This is a genomic window from Thermohahella caldifontis, from assembly GCF_041153465.1.
GTDB classification, from domain to species: Bacteria; Pseudomonadota; Gammaproteobacteria; order Pseudomonadales; family Oleiphilaceae; genus Thermohahella; species Thermohahella caldifontis.
Genome location: NZ_CP154858.1, coordinates 3,065,180 through 3,084,484 on the forward strand (window position 1 = coordinate 3,065,180; position 19,305 = coordinate 3,084,484).

At 60.8% G+C, this 19,305-nt stretch carries 18 protein-coding genes; 10 read left to right on the top strand and 8 right to left on the bottom strand.

Features of this window, described 5'->3' with window-relative positions; translation table 11 throughout:
• Positions 1 to 50 precede the first annotated feature (50 nt).
• From prmA to aroQ, 4 genes are read right to left on the bottom strand one after another with little or no spacing between them, the layout of a single operon-like run.
• Positions 51 to 926, bottom strand: coding sequence for a 50S ribosomal protein L11 methyltransferase (prmA, locus tag AAIA72_RS14875; protein WP_369601075.1), 876 nt, complete (start codon positions 924 to 926; stop codon positions 51 to 53).
• Entirely contained in the window at positions 923 to 2,275 is a 1,353-nt protein-coding gene (gene accC, locus AAIA72_RS14880; RefSeq protein WP_369601076.1) for an acetyl-CoA carboxylase biotin carboxylase subunit, read from the bottom strand. Before accC ends, prmA begins: the two co-directional genes overlap by 4 nt.
• A 15-nt stretch (positions 2,276 to 2,290) precedes the next feature.
• On the bottom strand, positions 2,291 to 2,734 hold the full coding sequence (gene accB, locus AAIA72_RS14885) for an acetyl-CoA carboxylase biotin carboxyl carrier protein (RefSeq protein ID WP_369601077.1): 444 nt from the start codon (positions 2,732 to 2,734) through the stop codon (positions 2,291 to 2,293).
• 24 nt (positions 2,735 to 2,758) lie between these two features.
• Positions 2,759 to 3,199: a type II 3-dehydroquinate dehydratase gene (gene aroQ, locus AAIA72_RS14890; RefSeq protein ID WP_369601078.1), complete on the bottom strand. Its 441-nt coding sequence runs from the start codon at positions 3,197 to 3,199 to the stop codon at positions 2,759 to 2,761.
• Between the two features lie 196 nt (positions 3,200 to 3,395).
• Here aroQ and AAIA72_RS14895 point away from each other — a divergent pair, with 196 nt between their 5' ends.
• Entirely contained in the window at positions 3,396 to 4,565 is a 1,170-nt protein-coding gene (locus AAIA72_RS14895; RefSeq protein WP_369600308.1) for an ISNCY family transposase, read from the top strand.
• A gap of 171 nt (positions 4,566 to 4,736) precedes the next feature.
• Here the strand turns inward: AAIA72_RS14895 and AAIA72_RS14900 are convergent, their stop codons facing one another.
• Positions 4,737 to 6,356 carry a diguanylate cyclase gene (locus AAIA72_RS14900; RefSeq protein WP_369601079.1) on the bottom strand — a complete coding sequence of 540 codons (1,620 nt, stop codon included), beginning with the start codon at positions 6,354 to 6,356 and terminating at the stop codon, positions 4,737 to 4,739.
• A 196-nt stretch (positions 6,357 to 6,552) separates the two neighbouring features.
• Here AAIA72_RS14900 and AAIA72_RS14905 point away from each other — a divergent pair, with 196 nt between their 5' ends.
• Positions 6,553 to 8,532 (top strand): EAL domain-containing protein, encoded by a 1,980-nt coding sequence (locus AAIA72_RS14905; protein WP_369601080.1) that lies wholly within the window; start codon positions 6,553 to 6,555, stop codon positions 8,530 to 8,532.
• Positions 8,533 to 8,553: 21 nt separating this feature from the next.
• Entirely contained in the window at positions 8,554 to 9,603 is a 1,050-nt protein-coding gene (locus tag AAIA72_RS14910; RefSeq protein WP_369601081.1) for a DUF2333 family protein, read from the top strand.
• Here the strand turns inward: AAIA72_RS14910 and AAIA72_RS14915 are convergent.
• Positions 9,594 to 10,409: an aldo/keto reductase gene (locus AAIA72_RS14915; RefSeq protein WP_369601082.1), complete on the bottom strand. Its 816-nt coding sequence runs from the start codon at positions 10,407 to 10,409 to the stop codon at positions 9,594 to 9,596. The genes AAIA72_RS14910 and AAIA72_RS14915 overlap by 10 nt on opposite strands.
• A complete protein-coding gene (locus AAIA72_RS14920) occupies positions 10,406 to 11,596 on the bottom strand; it encodes an FAD-dependent oxidoreductase (RefSeq protein ID WP_369601083.1) in 1,191 nt (396 codons plus the stop codon). The genes AAIA72_RS14915 and AAIA72_RS14920 overlap by 4 nt, the downstream gene beginning before the upstream one ends.
• A gap of 177 nt (positions 11,597 to 11,773) precedes the next feature.
• Between AAIA72_RS14920 and AAIA72_RS14925 the strand changes: the two genes are divergently transcribed.
• Genes AAIA72_RS14925 through AAIA72_RS14935 form a run of 3 tightly spaced genes read left to right on the top strand, consistent with a single transcriptional unit; the run spans position 11,774 to position 14,317 of the window.
• Positions 11,774 to 13,000, top strand: coding sequence for a hypothetical protein (locus tag AAIA72_RS14925; RefSeq protein ID WP_369601084.1), 1,227 nt, complete (start codon positions 11,774 to 11,776; stop codon positions 12,998 to 13,000).
• A 55-nt stretch (positions 13,001 to 13,055) separates the two neighbouring features.
• Positions 13,056 to 14,120, top strand: a complete 1,065-nt coding sequence (gene waaA / locus AAIA72_RS14930; RefSeq protein ID WP_369601085.1) for a lipid IV(A) 3-deoxy-D-manno-octulosonic acid transferase — start codon at positions 13,056 to 13,058, stop codon at positions 14,118 to 14,120.
• Entirely contained in the window at positions 14,090 to 14,317 is a 228-nt protein-coding gene (locus AAIA72_RS14935) for a hypothetical protein (protein WP_369601086.1), read from the top strand. Before waaA ends, AAIA72_RS14935 begins: the two co-directional genes overlap by 31 nt.
• Here the strand turns inward: AAIA72_RS14935 and AAIA72_RS14940 are convergent, their stop codons facing one another.
• On the bottom strand, positions 14,318 to 15,649 hold the full coding sequence (locus AAIA72_RS14940) for a TolC family outer membrane protein (RefSeq protein WP_369601087.1): 1,332 nt from the start codon (positions 15,647 to 15,649) through the stop codon (positions 14,318 to 14,320).
• A gap of 162 nt (positions 15,650 to 15,811) precedes the next feature.
• Between AAIA72_RS14940 and AAIA72_RS14945 the strand changes: the two genes are divergently transcribed.
• The 4 genes from AAIA72_RS14945 to AAIA72_RS14960 all read left to right on the top strand — a co-directional run bounded on the left by AAIA72_RS14945 (position 15,812) and on the right by AAIA72_RS14960 (position 19,293).
• Complete coding sequence (locus AAIA72_RS14945) at positions 15,812 to 16,543, top strand: RHS repeat-associated core domain-containing protein (RefSeq protein ID WP_369603015.1); 732 nt, start codon at positions 15,812 to 15,814, stop codon at positions 16,541 to 16,543.
• Positions 16,544 to 17,038: 495 nt separating this feature from the next.
• Positions 17,039 to 17,989, top strand: a complete 951-nt coding sequence (locus AAIA72_RS14950) for an IS5 family transposase (protein ID WP_369601089.1) — start codon at positions 17,039 to 17,041, stop codon at positions 17,987 to 17,989.
• A gap of 155 nt (positions 17,990 to 18,144) precedes the next feature.
• Positions 18,145 to 18,477 carry a hypothetical protein gene (locus AAIA72_RS14955; protein WP_369601090.1) on the top strand — a complete coding sequence of 111 codons (333 nt, stop codon included), beginning with the start codon at positions 18,145 to 18,147 and terminating at the stop codon, positions 18,475 to 18,477.
• Between the two features lie 414 nt (positions 18,478 to 18,891).
• Complete coding sequence (locus AAIA72_RS14960) at positions 18,892 to 19,293, top strand: hypothetical protein (protein ID WP_369603016.1); 402 nt, start codon at positions 18,892 to 18,894, stop codon at positions 19,291 to 19,293.
• Positions 19,294 to 19,305: the final 12 nt, after the last annotated feature.

Below are 19,305 nucleotides of genomic sequence, written 5' to 3' on the forward strand. Positions count from 1 at the left end.
ACCTGTGCACTCTATAACGTATTGAACGTTCTCACAAGTGTGGCACATTCTCAGCTGTCTGCACGGCCACTGAGCAGGACCCAGCCTTCCTGGGTGACGGGCGTGTCCCAGATGACGCGGTGAGCATAGGCGCGCATGACGTCTTCGGCCTGTTCCTCGAGGATACCCGAGAGGGCAATCCGGCCACCCGGTTTCAGGCAGGCGAGAATGGTCTCCGCCAGCTGTGCGAGGGGGCCGGCAAGGATATTGGCCACGACGATATCGCTCTGGTGCGCGGGGGTCTGGTCCGGCAGAAACACTTCCAGCCGGTCGGCAACACCATTGCGTTCGGCGTTGTCGCGGCTGGCATCCAGTGCCTGGGGGTCAATGTCCACGCCGGTGACGTGACGTGCACCGAGCCGCAGCGCGGCGATGGCGAGAATGCCCGAGCCGCAACCGTAGTCGGTCACGTCCAGTCCTGTCATGGGCTGGCTGTCCAGCCATTCCAGACAGAGGGCGGTGGTGGGGTGGGTGCCGGTACCGAAGGCCAGGCCGGGATCCAGCAGGATATTGACCGCATCCGGATCCGGGGCTTCCGCCCAGCTCGGCACGATCCAGAGCCGGTGGCCGAACTGCATGGGTTCGAAATGGCTCATCCATTCCCGCTCCCAGTCCCGGTCTTCCAGGATTTCAAAGTGGATGGCCTGAACCGGCGCATCACAATTGGCCAGCGCCGCGCGAATGCTGTCCCGGTCGGCGTCTGCCTCCCAGAGGCCGATCACGCGGGTGTCCTGCCACAGCGGCGTTTCACCCGGAGCCGGTTCCAGCACGGGCTCATCGGCCCCGTCCGCAAAGGTGACGGACAGGGCATCCAGTGCTTCCAGCGTTTCCATGACGGTTTCCGCGCCATCGCGGGTGGTCTCGACGGTAACCTGCAGCCAGCTCAAAGTTTTTCCAGATCCTTGATCAGTTTTTCGAGGTAGTGGATGGTGTAATCCACATTTTTCACGTTGCCGTCGCGTACCAGTCTGCGGTGCAGGGCAATGTTGGTCGTGATGCCTTCCACCAGCAGCTCGTCCAGCGCCACTTTCATGCGCCGGAAGGCGGAGCGCCGGTCTTCGCCCCAGCAGACTACCTTGGCAATCAGCGAATCATAGTAAGGCGGGACAGTGTAGCCACTGTAAAGATGGGAGTCTACCCGGACACCGAAGCCGCCGGGCGGGTGGTAATGGGTCACGGTACCCGGATGAGGCGTGAACTTGGTGGGGTGCTCGGCGTTGATCCGGCACTCCACGGCATGTCCGCGGAAAACGATGTCCTCCTGCCGCCAGGCCAGTTTTTCGCCCGAGGCAATGCGCAACTGTTCCTTGACTATATCCACGCCGGAGATCATTTCCGAAACCGGATGTTCCACCTGCACCCGTGTATTCATCTCGATGAAGTAGAACTGCCCGTCCTGATACAGGAACTCGAAGGTGCCGGCACCGGAATAGCCGATTTCCTGGCAGGCCTTGACGCAGGCGGCAAGCACCCGCTCCCGCGCTTCCGGATCCACGCCGGCGGCCGGGGCCTCTTCCAGTACTTTCTGATGGCGGCGCTGCAGCGAGCAGTCGCGGTCACCAAGGTGGATCACGTTGCCGTAGTCATCGGCCAGCACCTGTACCTCGATGTGGCGCGGGCGCTCCAGAAACTTTTCCAGATAGACCGTGGGGTCACCGAATGCAGCCTTCGCTTCGCTCTGGGTAACCTTGATGGCGTTGAGCAGCGCGGCCTCCGTGTGCACCACCTGCATGCCGCGGCCACCGCCGCCGGATGCGGCCTTGATGATGACCGGATAGCCGATCCGCCGTGCGGTTTCCAGCGTCTTGCGGGCATCATTGGTCACCGGGCCATCGGAACCGGGGACAGTCGGGACACCGGCTTTCTTCATGGCCTCAATGGCGGAAACCTTGTTGCCCATGAGACGGATGACCTGCGGGCTGGGCCCGATGAAGCGGAAGCCGCTGCGCTCCACCTGCTCGGCAAAGTCCGCGTTTTCGGCCAGAAACCCGTAACCGGGGTGGATGGCAGAGGCATCGGTCACTTCCGCCGCGCTGATGATGGCCGGGATGTTGAGGTAACTTTCCGTGGCGGAAGCCGGGCCAATGCAGACCGCTTCATCCGCCATGCGCACATGCATGAGGTCCCGGTCTGCCTGGGAATAGACGGCCACTGTCCTGATGCCCAGTGCCTTGCAGGCGCGCAGAATGCGCAGCGCGATCTCGCCACGGTTGGCGATCAGTACTTTTTCCAGCATGTCTGGCCTCGTGTGTCAGCTGATGACAAACAGCGGCTGGTCAAACTCCACCGGCTGGCCGTTTTCCACCAGAATCTGGGTGATGGTGCCGGCCTTGTCGGCCTCGATCTGGTTCATCATCTTCATCGCCTCGATGATGCAGAGCACATCACCGGGCTTGACGCTCTGGCCGACTTCCACAAAGGGGTTGGCGTCGGGTGAGGGCGCCCGGTAGAAGGTGCCGACCATGGGCGAGCGGACAATGTGGCCCTCCGGCTCGACCGGGGCGGGCGCCTGAGCCGCTTCCCCGGCAGCCTGTGCAGCCGCTGGCTGGGGCATGGCGACCGGCACCATGGGGGCCATGGGTGCCACCCCGCCGCGCGTGATGCGGACACTGTCATCGCCCTCGCGAATCTCGATTTCGGAAATGTCGGAGCCTTCGATCAGCTCGATCAGTTTCTTGACTTTGCGGATATCCATTGAAACGCTCTCTTGGTCTGTGAATCAGTTCGCCAGGCGGCGGAGGGCTGCCTCCAGCGCCAGCTCGTATCCCTGTGCGCCGAGCCCGCAGATGACGCCGACCGCGATGTCCGAAAACCATGAATGGTGGCGGAAGGCTTCCCGGGCATGAATGTTGGACAGATGCACTTCGATGAACGGGATCTGCACGGCAAGCAGTGCATCCCGCAGGGCCACGCTGGTGTGCGTGAACGCGGCCGGATTGATGATGATGAAATCCACTTGCTCGTTGCGCGCATCGTGAATGCGCTCGATCAGCTCATGTTCCGCGTTGCTCTGCATGGTGAGCAGATGATGCCCGGCAGCGCGTGCCCGTTCAATCAGACGTTGGTTGATGCTCTCCAGAGTCTCCGTGCCGTATTTGTCCGGCTCGCGGGTGCCCAGCAGGTTCAGATTGGGGCCATGCAGAACAAGCAGGGTGGCCATGACGCTGTCCTCATGATGAAAATGGGATGAATTTGCACGAGTTTGTCTGTTTTTTATGACGCTTTCAAGCACGTTCGCGACACAATGTTGGGAGCAAATAAACTGTCCGGACTTGTAGCACGTGATTTGTCCGGTTTCATGATCACCAAGGAGGTGAGCCATGAGACGGACAGAACTGCTACAGGAGATCCGGAAAATGCGATTCGAAGAAGCCTATACGGGATGGACCGAGAAACGGCTGACCCAGGAAGAGGCGGCGCGGCTGCTGGGGGTCTGTGAGCGGACCTTCCGGCGCTATATCGACCGCTACGAGGAGGAGGGCCTCGACGGCCTGATCGACAAGCGCCTGAGTCAGGTTTCCCACCGCAAGGCCCCGGTGGATGAGGTTCTACGCCTCGAGGCGCTCTACAAGGAGCGCTACGACGGCTGGAACATCAAACACTTCTACAGCTTCTACCGCGACCGTCACGGCGGCACACGCAGCTATACCTGGGTACGGAACACCTTGCAGAAGGCAGGCCTGGTCAAGAAGGCACCGGCTCGGGGTAAGCATCGTCGACGCCGCGAGCGGGCGCCCATGGTCGGCATGATGCTCCACCAGGATGGCTCCACCCACGAATGGGTTCCCGGCCACCACTGGGATCTGATCATCACCTTCGATGACGCCACCTCTGAGCACTACTCCATGTTCTTCGTCGAGGAGGAAGGCACGGCTTCGAGCTTCCAGGCCATGCGAGAGGTCATCACCGATCACGGCCTTCCCTCGAGCCTCTATACCGACCGGGGCAGTCACTACTGGCACACCCCCAAGGCCGGCGGCAAGGTCGACAAGTCCAACCTCACCCAGTTCGGCAGGGCCATGGCCCAGCTCGGGGTCGAGATGATCCCCGCCTATTCCCCCGAGGCCCGGGGCCGCTGTGAGCGCCAGTTCGCCACCCATCAGGGACGCCTGCCCAAGGAACTTGCAGCCCAGGGCATTACCACCATGGCGGCGGCCAACCGCTACCTTCGGGAGCACTACCTGCCGGCCTTCAACCGGGAGTTCTGCGTCAAACCCGCCGTCGAGGGCAGCGCCTTCGTGCCTTTCATCGGCCCTGGACTGGACGACATCCTGTGTGAGCAGTACGAACGCACCGTGAACAAGGACAACTGCGTCTCGTTCGAGGGACTCAAGCTGCAGATCCCTGCCGACCGCTATCGGCGCCATTACGTCAAGGCCAAGGTTCGGGTACACCGTTATCCTGATCGCTCCCTGGCGATCTTCCACGGCCCCAGAAGACTGGCCAGTTACACCCCAGAAGGCCTGCCCTTCGACCCCCTCGAACCTATTGATCAGGCACCGGCCAACGTCCGCTGCCAAGTCTGATCATCAGTGGACCCAAAGCGGACAGTTTATGTGCTACAAAACCGGACAGTTCTATTTGTTGCTAACAGCACGTTCGCGACACAATGCATCGGACTTTGGTCGCAGTGGCGGGGCAGGCAGAGCAGCTTGCCCGGGAAAAACGGGGCGAAGGAATGGTGGTTGGGTGAAGGGTCAGACTGCAGGCGGTGCGCAGCAGACCTGATTGCGCCCGCGGTGCTTGGCTTCGTAGAGTGCCTTGTCGGCCTGATCCGTGAGCATCTTGACCGTGCCGTCCTGGGTGGCCGCGATTCCGGCACTGAAACTGACCGAGATTTCGTTCCGGTCCGTGGGATGACGGATGGCATGGAAGCGCTGCCGGATGTCGTCGATCAGGGCGCGGGCGTCGGCCAGCCGGGTGTCCGGCAGAATGATGGCAAATTCCTCACCGCCATAGCGCCCGATGCTGTCACTCTTGCGCAGCCGTTGCTTGAGAAACAGAGCGAGGCTTTTGAGGATGCGGTCGCCGACCGGGTGGCCCCAGGTGTCGTTGACCGACTTGAAGTGGTCGATGTCGATCATCACGAAGCTGACCGGGCGGCCCGTCGTGCGTGCGCGGGTGAGGGCATCTTCCAGCAGATTGAGCGTATGGGTGTGATTGAACAGACCGGTCAGGCTGTCGCGGACCATCTGGGCCTTGAGCGCACGGGCGCGCCGGCCCCGGTTGTGGATGGTGGCCAGCAGCTGGCGCGGATTGATGGGCTTGACCAGAAAGTCGTCACCGCCCAGGGACATGGCATGCAACTGCTTGTTGACGTCGTCTTCCGCGGACAGATAAATGATGGGCACCGAAACATAGCGGTCGTCCTGGCGGATGACCTTGGCCAGTTCGGTACCGTTGCAGCCCGGCATGTACATGTCCATGATGATGATTTCCGGGTTGAACTCGTACAGGGCGGTGAGCACATCCATGGGTTCGGTGACAACACGCGGGATCATGCCCGCCTTGCGCAGCACGGTTTCCGCATAGGTGGCCTGTGCCCGGGAATCGTCCACGACCAGCACGCGGTAGGGGGTCTGCAGGTTGTGCCGGGTAAACTGCTCGACCTTCTCCACCACAACGGTCGGGTCCACCCTGCCTTCCAGAAACTCCTCGCCACCGCTGCGCGTGGCGGAAAGCCGGACGGAAAGGGGGGCCGGTTCCGTGCTGATGAAGATCACCGGAATGGGATGGCTGGCCGCCTGCTGTATTTCCAGTGCACAGCGCAGACCGTTCTCGGGACCACCGAAATGGACGTCGATGACCATGGTCTGCGGTGAATGGGCGCGGGCCTGTTCAATAAGGTCCCGGGCACTGTTCACACTGACACCACGAAACCCGAAGATGGACAGCTGATTGACGACCTTGTGCGTGTCAATGGGGTCCGAGAGGGCTACCAGTACCGGGTCCTTGAGCAGGATGCGAGGCTTGGTGTCGGATGCATCATCCGAGCGCCGGCGCGTGATGTCCTGAAGCCGGTCAAACTGGCTGGCCAGCGTGCCCTTCACGTTCTGCAGGTTGACCGCCTGTTCCAGACGCATCTTCTTGAGGACGGACAGCAACTGGTTGGCGGCTGCAATGTGTTCGTGCATGTCGAAGCGGGCCGCGTAACGGCCGAGCTTTTCCGCCTCGTCATAGAGTTCGTCCACCCACCCGTGGTGAGCCGGAGGATTGGCCTGTATGCGGTTCCAGCGGTCGATCAGCAGACGTGCCTGGTTGGTCACCCGGCGCGCAAAGTGCTTCTTCAGTTGTTCCCGCTGGTCTGGACTGGTCATGGCTGAGGTATCGGGTGTGTGTACAGTTTTAATTCCACCTGAGTATAGACAGTGCGTCAGAGTGTGTTAGCTTTAATGCAGTATAGGGAAGAGAAGGTTCACATGGCAGAGCGTTCAGGATGCTGTTTTGTAACAGATTGTAGGCATGTTAACCTGTTCCCGGAAAGCCCGACAATAACAAGACAAGGCACAGAACATGGCATCAGTTTCTGATTCGGATGCCCCCTCCTTCCGGCGTGTCATGGCGTGGGCAGGCATGGCGGGGCTGATCCTGCTGCTGGCAGGCAGCATCGGCGTCAATGCCTGGATCAAGCGTACACATCTCCAGGCGCAACTGAGCAGTGTGGCTCAGGATGCCGCAACGGCCCTCGGATTTGCATTGTCGTCCGCTCCCCGGGTGGACTGGGTGCTGGCCGGCTCCATGGCGGACGCCATGTTTGACAGCGGCACCTACGCAGACATTGTGATTGAAGACGTGCAGGGGACGACCGTCGTTGAGCGGCATGCCCGCCCTGACCGTACCGTACCGGACTGGTTCCGCGCCTGGTTGCCCCTTGAGGCACCGGAAGGCCGGGCGGATGTGGTGTCCGGCTGGCGCAGGCTGGGTACGGTGCGTGTCCGGGCCAGCCTTGAAGACGCCTACATGGAAATGTGGCGCACGCTGGTGAGCTTTGCGGGCTGGTTTGCGGTGGTCGCATTGCTGGTGCTTGCGGTGCTCGGCGTGCTGATCGCCCGGTTGCTTGCGCCGCTCGGGCGCATGGAGGAAGTGGCGGGCCGGCTTGCGGATGGTGAACTGGATGTGGTGTGGCCGAACCCGCGGTTTCGCGAACTGATTCGCGTCCGGGACGCCCTGGCGCGCATGAGCGAGCGTCTGGCGGTGATTTTCCGCGAACAACTGGCCAGTATCGAACAACTGCGCACTCAGGTCATGCAGGACGGCGTGACCCGTCTGCCCAACCGGCGCGCCTTCCTGGCCCAGCTTCGGATTGCACTGGAAAGTCTGGACGAGGGACGGCCGGGAACCCTGGTGTTGCTGCGTTACGACGATTTCGCCCGCTTCAATCGTGAAGAGGGGCACGCACAGGGGGATATTCTGTTGTCCCAGATGGGCGAGGTGATCCGGGACGTGCTGGCACCGCTGGACGGCGCCTTCGCGGGGCGGCTGAAGGCAGCGGAATTCGCCCTGTTCCTGACCGATGTACCGGCCTCGGACATCCCGTCACAGGTGCTGTCGGACCTGCTGCCACGGCTGAGACTGTGCCCCGCGTTTCAGGGGCGCACGGTCGAACGTCTGGCTGCAGCCAAGGTGGAGGTCGGGCCCGGCCTGATGGTGGTTCAGGCCATGGCCGCAGCCGATGCGGCGCTGGAGCAGGCGCTGAGCGATGAGGTGGGGCAGGATTGGGCAACCGGTGAGCCGGAGGGCCATGGCGAACAGGTGGTAAGTGCCACGGACTGGCGGGCGGAGATTGAACAGGCGCTGGCCAAAGAACAGATTGATATCCTGTACCAGCCGGTACTGAGTACAATGGGGCGCGAGGTGCTCTACCAGCAGGTGGTCACGCGCCTGCAGATCGAGGACGACGAGCTGCCCGCCGCGCGTTTTCTGCCGCTTGCCAGCCGGTTCGGACTCGTGGCCCGGCTCGACCGGCATGTCCTGCGCAAGGTGGTTGAGGTGCTGAACTCGGACGCCGGGCTGACGGTGGGCGTGCCGCTGGCGGTGGATACGCTGCGCGAGTCGGATTTCATGGATTGGCTGCGGCGGCTGCTGACGGATTACCCCGGTGTGGGACGGCGCCTGATTCTGGATGTGCCGGAGCCCGCCGTTCTCCATGCCTGGGCGACCGTTGATGCCCTGGCCCGGGAACGGTCGCGTCTTGGGTATGCGCTGGCCATCAACCGCTTCGGGGGTGCCGGTCAGCCCTTTGGCTACATTCAGCGCTGGCGGCCGGACTGGTTGCGCCTGGATGGCGCACTCTGTCACCGCATGTCATCGGGTCAGGACCACCGCTTTTATCTTGAATCCCTGATCATGGCGGCACACAGCCAGGATGCCAGAGTCATTGCCACCCTGGTGGAAAGCCAGAGCCAGGTCGACGCCTGGCGGGATTTGGGTGTGGACGGGGTGATGGGCTATTATCTCGCCAGACCTCAGGCCACGCCTGTGCATTTTGCCTGACCGACGCAAGGAAATTTGACGATGTGGAACCAGATCAAGACGTTTATAAGCGACCGCTGGGATGACCTGCAGGACTACCTCGGCGGAGGCAGAACCGCCCGCCTAGTGGCCGGAATCCTGGGAGTCTATCTGCTGGCGGCGGCCGCGGTGGGCATGTACTGGAGCCTGGAGCCTGATCTGTTCGATGTCCGGGCCGTGGCCGAGCAGGAAGCCCGGGCACAAGGGGTGCAGCCGGCAGTGGGCGTGACCACCACGGCAACCCTGATTCATCTGGCGGATACCCTGCTCAGCAAACCGGGCGGCTATCTCTCCAACGACGTCTTTCCGCCCGGACTCTGGCTGGATAACATGCCCAACTGGGAGTTCGGCGTGCTGGTCCAGATCCGGGATCTCAGCCGGGCCCTGCGCAAGGATATCAGCCGCTCACAGAGCCAGTCTGCCGAGGACCCGGATCTGATCATCGCCGAGCCGCAGTTCCACTTTGACAGCGATTCCTGGATGATTCCCTCTACCGAAGGTGAATACAAGGCCGGCATCAAGGCCCTGCGCCGTTACCTGCGCCGTCTCGCTGACCCTACAAAGCCGGACGCCCAGTTCTATGCGCGGGCGGACAACCTGCGCAACTGGCTTGCCGATGTGGAGACACGCCTGGGCAGCCTGTCCAATCGTCTGAGCGAGAGCGCGGGCAAGATACAGTACAACCTGGATCTGGCCGGAGACAAGGCCGCGCAGCAGTCCACGCCCGGGCTGAGTGTCCAGGAAGTGCGCACACCCTGGCTCAAGGTTGATGACGTGTTCTACGAGGCGCGTGGTACGGCCTGGGCGTTGATTCACATTCTGAAGGCCATCGAAATTGACTTTGCCGAAGTGCTGAAGGACAAGAACGCCCAGATCAGCCTGCGCCAGATCATCGTCGAGCTGGAGTCCACGCAGGACACCGTGTGGAGCCCCATGATTCTCAACGGCAGCGGCTTTGGTGTGCTGGCCAATCACTCCCTGACCATGGCCAGCTACATTTCACGGGCCAATGCGGCCATCATCGACCTGCGCAGCCTCCTGTCTCAGGGCTGATCCGCGTGGCCGGCGCGTGCCAGTGCGCGTCCGGCCTTCTCCACATTCTCCCTCAGGTGCGCCGGATTGATGGTGCCCAGGATCACGCAGCCCGTTGCCGGGTGGGCGAAGGCGTGATCCAGCGCCGTCTGCACCGGGTCCGGATCATCGCGGAGGATCAGGTGACCGCTGGCCAGCGCCTTCTTCACCAGAATGCCCTTGTGGTGTGAGGCGGCATAATCCAGAACCGGGGTTTCGTCATCGTAGCCGGGATGACGGGTGACCATGGCCACATCGCCCTTCTCCAGCGTCGCCAGACCGCCCGCCACTGTCTTGGTGGAAGCACCCACGGCACGGATCAGGCCCCTGGCCTTCAGCTCCAGCAGGCAGTCCAGCGTGCCCCAGCGGTTCAGGGCATCCAGATCCTGACCATCCGAATGAATGAGTACCATGTCCAGCCAGTCGGTCCGCAGGCGTCCGAGACTGCGCTCGACACTGAAGCGCACATGCTCGGGCGTGAAATCAAAGCGCGACTGGCCGTTCTCGAATTCCTCGCCCACCTTGGTCACGATAATCCAGCGCTCCCGGTGGGTGAGCAACTGGCCCAGACGTTCCTCGCTGCGACCATAAGCCGGCGCCGTATCCACCACGTTGATGCCCAGGTCCGCCGCCAGTGCCAGCAGCTCGCGCACGGCCTGGTCGTCGGGGATGCGGAATCCGGTGGGATACTTGACGCCCTGATCCCGCCCGATCTTGACGGTACCCAGACCGACCGGGCTGACGTTCAGGCCCGTATCCCCCAGCGGCCGGAGAGGCAAGGCGCTCATGTGAAGGCCTCCTCCCAGGGAGTCGGCGCCAGCGGCGGCTCGGGCAGCCTGAGCAGATGCAGATCCGGTTGCGGCACGGCGGGGAAAATGTCGTCCGCATGCAGTTGCTGAATAACCCGGTCCGCCAGATTGGGGCTCAGTGCCAGCTTGGTGGGCCAGCACACCATCAGCGGACCCTCGCTGGCCACAAAGGCGCTGTCCGGACGTGTCAGGTTGCTCTGCTTCGGCTCGGCACGGTTGACGCGCAGCGTGGCCCAGTCCGCCTCGCCCAGATCGACCCAGGGGAGCACTTCGCGCAGCAGCGCCTGTGCCTTGCCAATGAGTGCTTCCGGCGTGTCCTGAACGCCATCTTCGGCCAGTTGCCCGCCCAGATACCAGACCTTGCGGCCATCCGGCAGGGCGTGCGTGGTGATGGTCACCAGCGGCTTGCTGCCAGCGCCGATGCAGTGTGCGTACACCGGATGCGGATAGCGATGGCTGACCATGACCATGTGCAGCGGCCGGCGCTGCATGGCCGGTCCCGAAAGCCCGTGACGGGCCAGCAGATCCTCGGTGCCTTCGCCTGCGGTCGTGATGACGCGCCGGGCATGAATGGCCACATCCGGACGCGGCTTCAGCACGAAGCCGTCCCCATCCCGGGTCAGTGAGCCGGGTTCGCCCAGGTCGGCCTGAATGAAGGTGCCCTGATAGGGCAGGGCCAGTGCATTGAGCACTGTCGGCACATCCAGCACAATTTCATTGAGGGCATAGACCGCGCCGTGAAAGTCCGGGTGCTGGAACACCTTGGGGCGTGCTTCGGGCTTGAGGGCATCCACCCGCCCCCGCAGCGCCTTGCTGGCAAAGAAGGTGGTCATCCGCGAGGCGAGACGGCCCCGTGACCACATGTAGTGATGGGTACTGAGCACGCGCGCGGTACCGAGATCCACCTCCCCGTGGCGCTCCAGGCAGTCCTTCCAGCGCTGGGGCATGTCGGCAATGGCATTGGCCGCCTGGGTGAGCACGCCATTGAGGGCATACTTGGTACCGCCATGGATGATGCCCTGGGATTTGACCGTCTGCTCACCGCCAAGATAGCGTTTCTCGAACAGCAACGCCGAATAGCCGGCACGCCGCAGCCGGTTGAGAAGCCACAGGCCGGCAATGCCGCCCCCGAGAATTGCGATATCGACCCGGATTTCCGGTTTCATGGACTACCCTCTGTCTGATCTGGCGGCCATTATAGCGGTCAGAGAAGGGCAGCCCAAGTCAGACTCCGACAATGCCCGAATCCCCGTGAAACCCGGTTGTCACAAACCCGGGTTAAAGTGTCGGGCCGTGTGCCGGAGAGGGTTTCGGTACGAGTGAAAATGCATGAGGAAATGGATATGGGATTTGATCGCTCGCTGGTCTTGGGATGGGTTTTGCTGGCAGGAGGGCAGGCGTTCGCCGGGCAACCGGTTGCCTCGGAAGAGTCGCTGCGCCAGGCATTGCGGGATGCCGCCGGGGCCTCGTCCCCCGTATCCGTGGTGCTGGCCGAGGGTGTGAATATTCCGGTACACCAGCCACTGGTTTATGCCGGGAGCCAGCCGCTCACGATTGAGGGCAATGGCGCGCTGCTGGACGCCGCGCATGCCGGCACCTTCACCATGAATACAGACGGGTCTGCCGTGACGGAGGATGCAACGCTCCTCTTCAGAACTGCGGCATCCGTCACGCTGCGCAATCTTGCGGTGGTCAACAGCGCCACGCGCGGGATTGTCGTGACCGTGCCGGAAACAGCGACCGGAGAAGTTCGGGTTTCGCTTGAACACGTTACCGTGGACCGGGCGGCGCTGTACGGCCTGCATGTGGATGACAATGCCGACGCATTCGATGACGGCCAGAAAGGGTCTGCAGCCGGCATCCATCTGGTACTCGAAGATGTGCTGATCCGGGGTGCGGGTACAGGGGCGCTGGACTTCGACGGCGTGCGCGTGGACGAACGCGGGGAGGGCGGCATCCGCGCAGAGTTCAGGCGGGTGCGCGTTGAGAACAACGGAGGAGATGGCATCGAGCTGGATGAAGCCGGGCCCGGAGATGTGCAGGTGTCCGGTCAGCATGTCGTTCTCAATGACAATGGCTTTTACAATGATGCTGATCTGGATGATGGCTTTGATATTGATGAAGCGGATGAAGGGAACCTGATTGTTGAACTGAGCGATACCGGACTGAACGGCAATCAGGATGAAGGGCTGGATTTTGACGAGGCCGGCGATGGTGATGCCAGGGTGATGATAACGTCATTGCAAGCCCGGCGCACGCGGGGTGAGGCGATCAAGCTCGATGAGTCCGGTGCGGGCGACCTGGAGGTTCAGCTCAGGCAGATCAGGGTAGAGGAGGGTGGAGATGATGGTATTCAGCTCACGGAGCAGGGGCCAGGGCAGATACAGGGCGAACTGACTGACGTCAAGGCTGATCGCAACAGGAAATTCGGCATCAGGATCGGTCAGTGGCTGGTCGAGGATGAAACGGTCACATCGGAACCATCCGGCAGTCTGCGTCTCCGGAACGTGCAACTGCATGGCAATGGCAAGGGAGATGAGATCAGTACGCACCAGGTCCGGCTCAACTGATGCCGGATCGTGCGCCTGTGATACACTAGGCCGCCTCTGAACCCGGAGGCCGCCCGTGCGAGTGATCTACACCCTGCTGTTTTACTTCATCCTGCCCTTTGCCCTGCTGCGCATGCTCTGGCGCAGCCGGAAAGCGCCTGCCTATCGGCAGCGCTGGGGCGAGAGATTGTCACTGACCCCGCGTCGTGCGCCGGCGACCGGTGTCATCTGGTTTCATTGTGTTTCCGTGGGCGAATCCCTGGCCGCGGTGCCCCTGATCCGTGCCGCCCGCGCCCGCTGGCCGGACGTGCCGGTGCTCGTCACCACGACCACCCCGACCGGCAGCGAACGGGTCCGCGCTACCTTTGGTGATACCGTTTACCATGTATACCTGCCGTTTGATCTGCCGGGGATGATGGCGCGCTTTCTCCGGCGCTGGCAGCCCCGGGTGCTGGTGGTCATGGAAACGGAGCTCTGGCCCAACCTGGTGGCGGCCTGCGCACGGCGTCGCCTTCCCGTCATGCTGGCCAACGCCCGGCTGTCAGAGCGTTCGGCCCGGGGTTATGCCCGGATCAGCGGCCTGACACGCCCCATGCTCCGCAGGCTGAGTCTGATTGCCGCACAGTTCGAGCCGGATGCTCGCCGTTTCATCAGTCTGGGCGCGTCGCCCGACCGTGTTCAGGTAACGGGCAGCCTCAAGTTTGACCTGCATATTGACCCGGAAAAGGCCGCGCTGGGCCGGGCGCTGCGCCAGCAATGGCAACGCCCGGTATGGATCGCCGCCTCCACCCATGACGGGGAAGACCGTCCCGTACTGGCGGCACACCGCCGCCTCCTGGCCCAGCACCCGGATCTGTTGCTGGTGCTGGTACCGCGCCACCCCGAACGCTTTGATGGCGTCGCTGCGCTGGTCCAGTCCGAGGGGCTTGCCTGTGCCAGACGCAGCCATGACGAGGCCGTAACGGCGTCAGTCCAGGTCTATCTGGGGGATACCATGGGGGAGCTGCTGGGCCTGTTTGGCGCAGCGGATGTGGCGTTTGTGGGGGAAGCCTGGTGCCCACCGGCGGGCATAACCCGCTTGAGCCGCTCGCCATGGGCGTGCCGGTCATCATGGGGCCGCATGTATTCAACTTTCAGGTGATCTGTGATGCGTTGAAAGAGGCCGGGGCACTGGTCACCGTTCAGGATGATGAAGCCCTGGCGGATGCCATCCGCAGGCTTCTGGAAGACCGAGTGCTGCGGGAAAAACAGGTGGAAGCGGGGCAGGCCGTGCTCGCGGCCAATCGCGGCGCGCTCGACCGTCAGCTCGACGGCCTCGCGCGCCTGATGGAGTGCTAGTTAGTTGGCTGCCACCGTGTTGACGGGCCGGGTGAGCCACTGGTTCAGCTCGTCCACATCCGCCTGACTCAGGGTGCCGGCAGCCTGCTTGAAGGTCAGCAGGTTGACCACGAAGTCATAACGCGCGCTGGCGTAGTTGACCAGTGAATCATAGTACTTGCGTTCCGCATCCAGCACTTCGACGATGTTGCGTGTGCCCACGTCATACCCTGCACGGGTCGCCTTGAGCGCACTTTCGTTGGAGACGATTTCCTGATGCCGCGCCTCAATGGCCTGCACGTTGGTGGTGAGGACAGAGTACAGGCGGCGGAGCTGAACACGGGTATTGCGCTGTGCCGTATCCAGGCTGAAACGGGCCTGACGCAGCAGCGCCTGAGCCTGACGCACACCCGCGGAGATGGCACCGCCGGTATAGAGCGGCACACCCACTTTCAGTGTCAGTGACGCGTCGCGTGTGGTTTCATCGGAAGGATAAAAGCCGTCCAGGTCGCTCCAGCTGTAACCGGCTTCCACGGAGACCACCGGCAGGCGGCCCGCCTGGCTCGCAGCCAGCTGTTTTTCCGCCGCATCCACGGCCCACCGGGCAGCAATCACCTGAGGATTGGTTTTCAGCGCCTTGTCTTCCCAGCCTTCCACGTCTGCAGGCAGCAGAGCCTTGGCAGAGAAATCCTCGCTGAGGGCGTTCACCTCGGTGGTGTATTCACCGATGATCCGCGCCAGATTTTCCAGCGCCACATCCAGTTGCCCGCGTGCGTTGATGCGCGCCACCACGCCGGAGTCGTACACGGCCTTGGACTCGTGCACCTCGGTGATGGCAATCAGGCCCACGTCATAACGCTCGCGCGCCTGCCTGTAGGCCTGCTCGAAGGCTTTCTCCGTGCTCTGGGCCGACTTCAGCGCCTCCCAGGCGCGCAGCACATCAAAATAGGCCCGGGCCGTGCGGACGATGAGATCCTGCCGGCTGGCACGCAGCGCCGCTTCGGCCTGCTCCGCCTGTGCCTGAGCACCGGCGTACTGCTCCCGGACCGCCTTGTCATAAAGTTTCTGACTCAGCGTCAGGCTCAGGCCCTTGGCGGTATAGGTATCATCCGGGCTGACCTTGCGGGTCAGATCGTGCAGGGCATAAGAGCCACCGGCAGAAATGGAGGGCAACAGAGCCGACTTGCTCAGGGCCACCCCTTCGATCTGCGCGTCACGCTGGGCCGTGGCCGCTGCCAGCTCCGAGTCAAAATCGCGTGCCTTGGCATAGGCATCGCTCAGATCCAGTCCATAACTATGTGAGGATACAAGAATAAAGCTGCTTGCAAAAAGGCTCAAAATCGATCGTTTCATCACGCACATCCTGAGTGGGGACCATACAAACGCCTACTATGCGGCCCTTGCGCCGGGATTTCAATAGGCAAACCCACCGAGTGCGGGGATCTGATGGGGTTGATCCCCCATTGGGGGCATGGGCTTCTGGTCTGAGATAGTGCCGGACAGCTGGTCTACTACATCAACGATCACCTTGGCACACCCATGCGCATGGTGGCGAAAAACGGTGCCACCGTCTGGCAGGCGGACTACCGGGCATTCGGTCAACTCACCGGCGAAACGGCCACCATCCCCAACCCGCTGCGCTTTCCGGGCCAGTACCACGACCCGGAAACCGGCCTGTACCACAACACCATGCGCGACTACGACCCGGAACTGGGCCGTTACCTGCAGCGCGATCCCATCGGCCTGGCCGGCGGGCTGAATGTGTATGGGTATGCATATCAGAATCCGGTGAATTACTATGATCCGGATGGTCGGCTGGTTTGGTCGGTTGTTGGGGGTGTTGTAGGCGGGGTGGTCGGTGGCATTACATCGGGCATTGCTGCAGCGAGTGGTGCAGTAGCAGGCGCAATTGCTACTGCTCTGCCAGCAAGTACCACGCTTCTTATCAATGGAGGCTTTTCTTTCGCTGGGACATTGGGAAATCAGCTGTTTAGTAGTCGTGATCAGTTTGATCCTTATATCTTTGGTTTCGACTTTATTGTAGGGTTGGGAGCTGCCTATGCAGGAGGATTGGTTGGTCGAGCGGGTGCAATAAAAATTTTTTCTGGTCTGGCATCTCCTCGAAATAAGGGCAGCGCACTTCCGGCATTACACATGACCCAGGCTATAGGAGCAGGTGCGATAGGTTCTCTCGTTTCAGTAACCGCATCCTATTTTACCAATAATGCTATACATGGCAGAAACTAATATGACATATGATAAATGTGAAAGGTGTGGTAAACGTCTTGGCAGGTTGTCAAAAGAATCCTTGATGAGAGGTTTTTTTCACGAGGGAGATACATACGCGCCGGGCATTAGGTGCAGATATTGTGGGACGCGATATAGAGTGGTGATTTTGTTTCATGTGGTGTGGTTCGGGTTCGCTATATTGGGGCTTCGATTTATACGTGATAGTGGTGTAAAGCTTGAAGGTGAATTCCTATGGTTATTTATATTTGTCATAGGTGGTATTTTATTTCTTGGATATCTCTTGGCGTGGTTGGTGACGCCTTTTACTAAGGTCTAAGAATGTGTGCAATATTCAGTGGTCCTGAATTTTTTGGGTGAATATATGAATATGCACGAAGTTTTGATTGTTTCTATTTTTGAAGAAGGTATGGGAAATATGAAAGGAACCTCTGAAAAACTCCCCGAGTCTGGAATAATACGCCATCAGATACCAGCAACGCCCAGGAGCAGCCCATGGACTATCAGCCCACCTTCGCGGAACTTGAGTATCAGCACAAGAAGCGCAAGATCCGCCGGGAAAAGTTTCTGGAACAGATGGAGGCACTGATTCCGTGGGCGGAGCTGGAGAAACAGGTTGCCCGGTGTTACCGGAAGCATCGTATTGGTTGCAAGCCGTATCCGGTATCGGTCATGCTCCGGATTCACATGATGCAACTGTTCTGGAACCTGAGTGACCCGGCCATGGAGGATCACCTGTACGAAGTCGAATCCATGCGCCGCTTTGCAGGGCTGCGGCTGGACGGCCCCATTCCGGATGAGACGACGATTCTCAACTTCCGGCATCAGCTGGAAAAGTGCAATCTGGGGCAGAAGATTCTGGAAACAGTAAACGGCGTTCTGGCACAGAGAGGGCTGATCCTGCGCAGCGGAACCATCATGGATGCCACGATCATTGAGGCGCCTTACTCGACCAAAAACGCGTCAGGCAAGCGTGACGAAGAGATGCACCAGACCAGAAAAGGAAACCAGTGGCACTTCGGGATGAAGATGCACGTGGGTGTGGATGATGTGGCCGGTATCGTTCATACCGTAGAAACGACGCCAGCCTACGAGCATGACCTGAATGTGGCGGACAAGCTGCTGCATGGCGAAGAGAAGCGCGTCTGGGCGGACGCCGGTTACCGTGGGATCCAGAAGCGTGACGCCCACAAGGACCGGAAGGTTGACTGGCATATCTCGGCGGGACCGGGCCGGCAGCGGAAAATGACAGGCGACTCGAAAGAAGCCCAGAAAATCATCAGCAGCGTACGTGCCAGGGTCGAGCATGTGTTTTTCTGGATCAAGTGCGTATTTGGATACCGCAAGACCCGCTATCGTGGCCTGAAGAAGAATACCAACCGTCTGGCCACGCTCGCCGCACTGGCAAATCTGATGATGGCGAGGCGATTTTTGTTGTCCTCATAGGGCAATTGCGCCCGAAATGCGCCTTCAGGGCGCAGATTGGGCAGAAAACAGGCAGAAAATGGCTGGCTTTCAGCCAAAACAGACCAAAAAGTGACCGCCTGGCTGCTGAAAGGCGGCCAATGGCGCAAAAGGCGAAGTTATTCAGAGGCTCCTGAGTGGCATTTAAATGGCATGTGTTTTTAGTAAATGTAGAAGATGTGGAAAAAAACCTTGATCGATACAGTTTAGAGTCATTTATTCAAGGATTGTTCAAAGATGGTGATACATATGCGCCAGGTATAAAATGTAAAGGATGTGGAGAGCGCTATAGAGTATGTTTTGTTTTTCATGTCGTCTGGGGGTTGATAACAGTTTCTGGTGTAAAGTGTATGAAAATGGTTGGTCCTGAACTTATAGGTGTTGATTTTTTTTATTTTGCTTTATCTATATTTTTGCTGGTTGCCGGTTACTTAATTGCTTGGTGGATTTCACCTTTTACAAAGGTATAAAAGAGGATGTTCAACATTCTGTGTCAATCCTCTGAAATATTGGGTGTCATCCAGGCAACTCACGTCGACTGGCAAAAGCTAACGCCATAGCTGCTCTTTAATAATCAGGCTTATTTTCTTGCGGAGCGGCCCAGCCGCGTCACCGAATACACCTGGACCGCCCACGGCCAGCCGGACAGCCTCCGCATCGAAGGCGAGGGCACCCTCCTGTACGGTCCCTACCTCTGGAATCGCCCCCAGGCCCTGCAACTGCCCGGCGGCACCCGGATCGAATGCTAGTACGACGGCCTGCAGCGGCTCACCGGCCTGAAGGTCACCGACCCCGCCAGCCAGCTGCTGCAACAGCTCACCTACGCCTGGGACGCCGACGACCTCATCCTGCAGAAGGGCGACACCGCCTAAACCTACGACGCCCTGCACCGGCTCACCGAAGCCGTCACCGGTGACAGCACCGACACCTACACCTACGACGGCGTCGGCAACCGCCTCAGCCACAACGACGACAGCGGCTGGACCTACAACGCCGCCCACCAGCTCACCGAACGGCCCGGCGTTAATTACACCTACAACGCCAACGGCCACCTCATCCGGGCACAGTACAGCAACGGCATCGAGCGCACCTACACCTACGACGCCAGCGAACGACTCATCCGCATCGAGGAAAACGGCCTCCTCAGGGCCGAGTTCGGCTATGACCCCTTCGGCCGCAGAACGTTCAAACGTACTCCAGCAGGCACTACCTGGTATCTCTACAGCGAACAGGGCCTGGCCGCCGAATACGACGACAGCGGCAACCTGATTGCCGAATACCACTAACCCCCGGCCAGA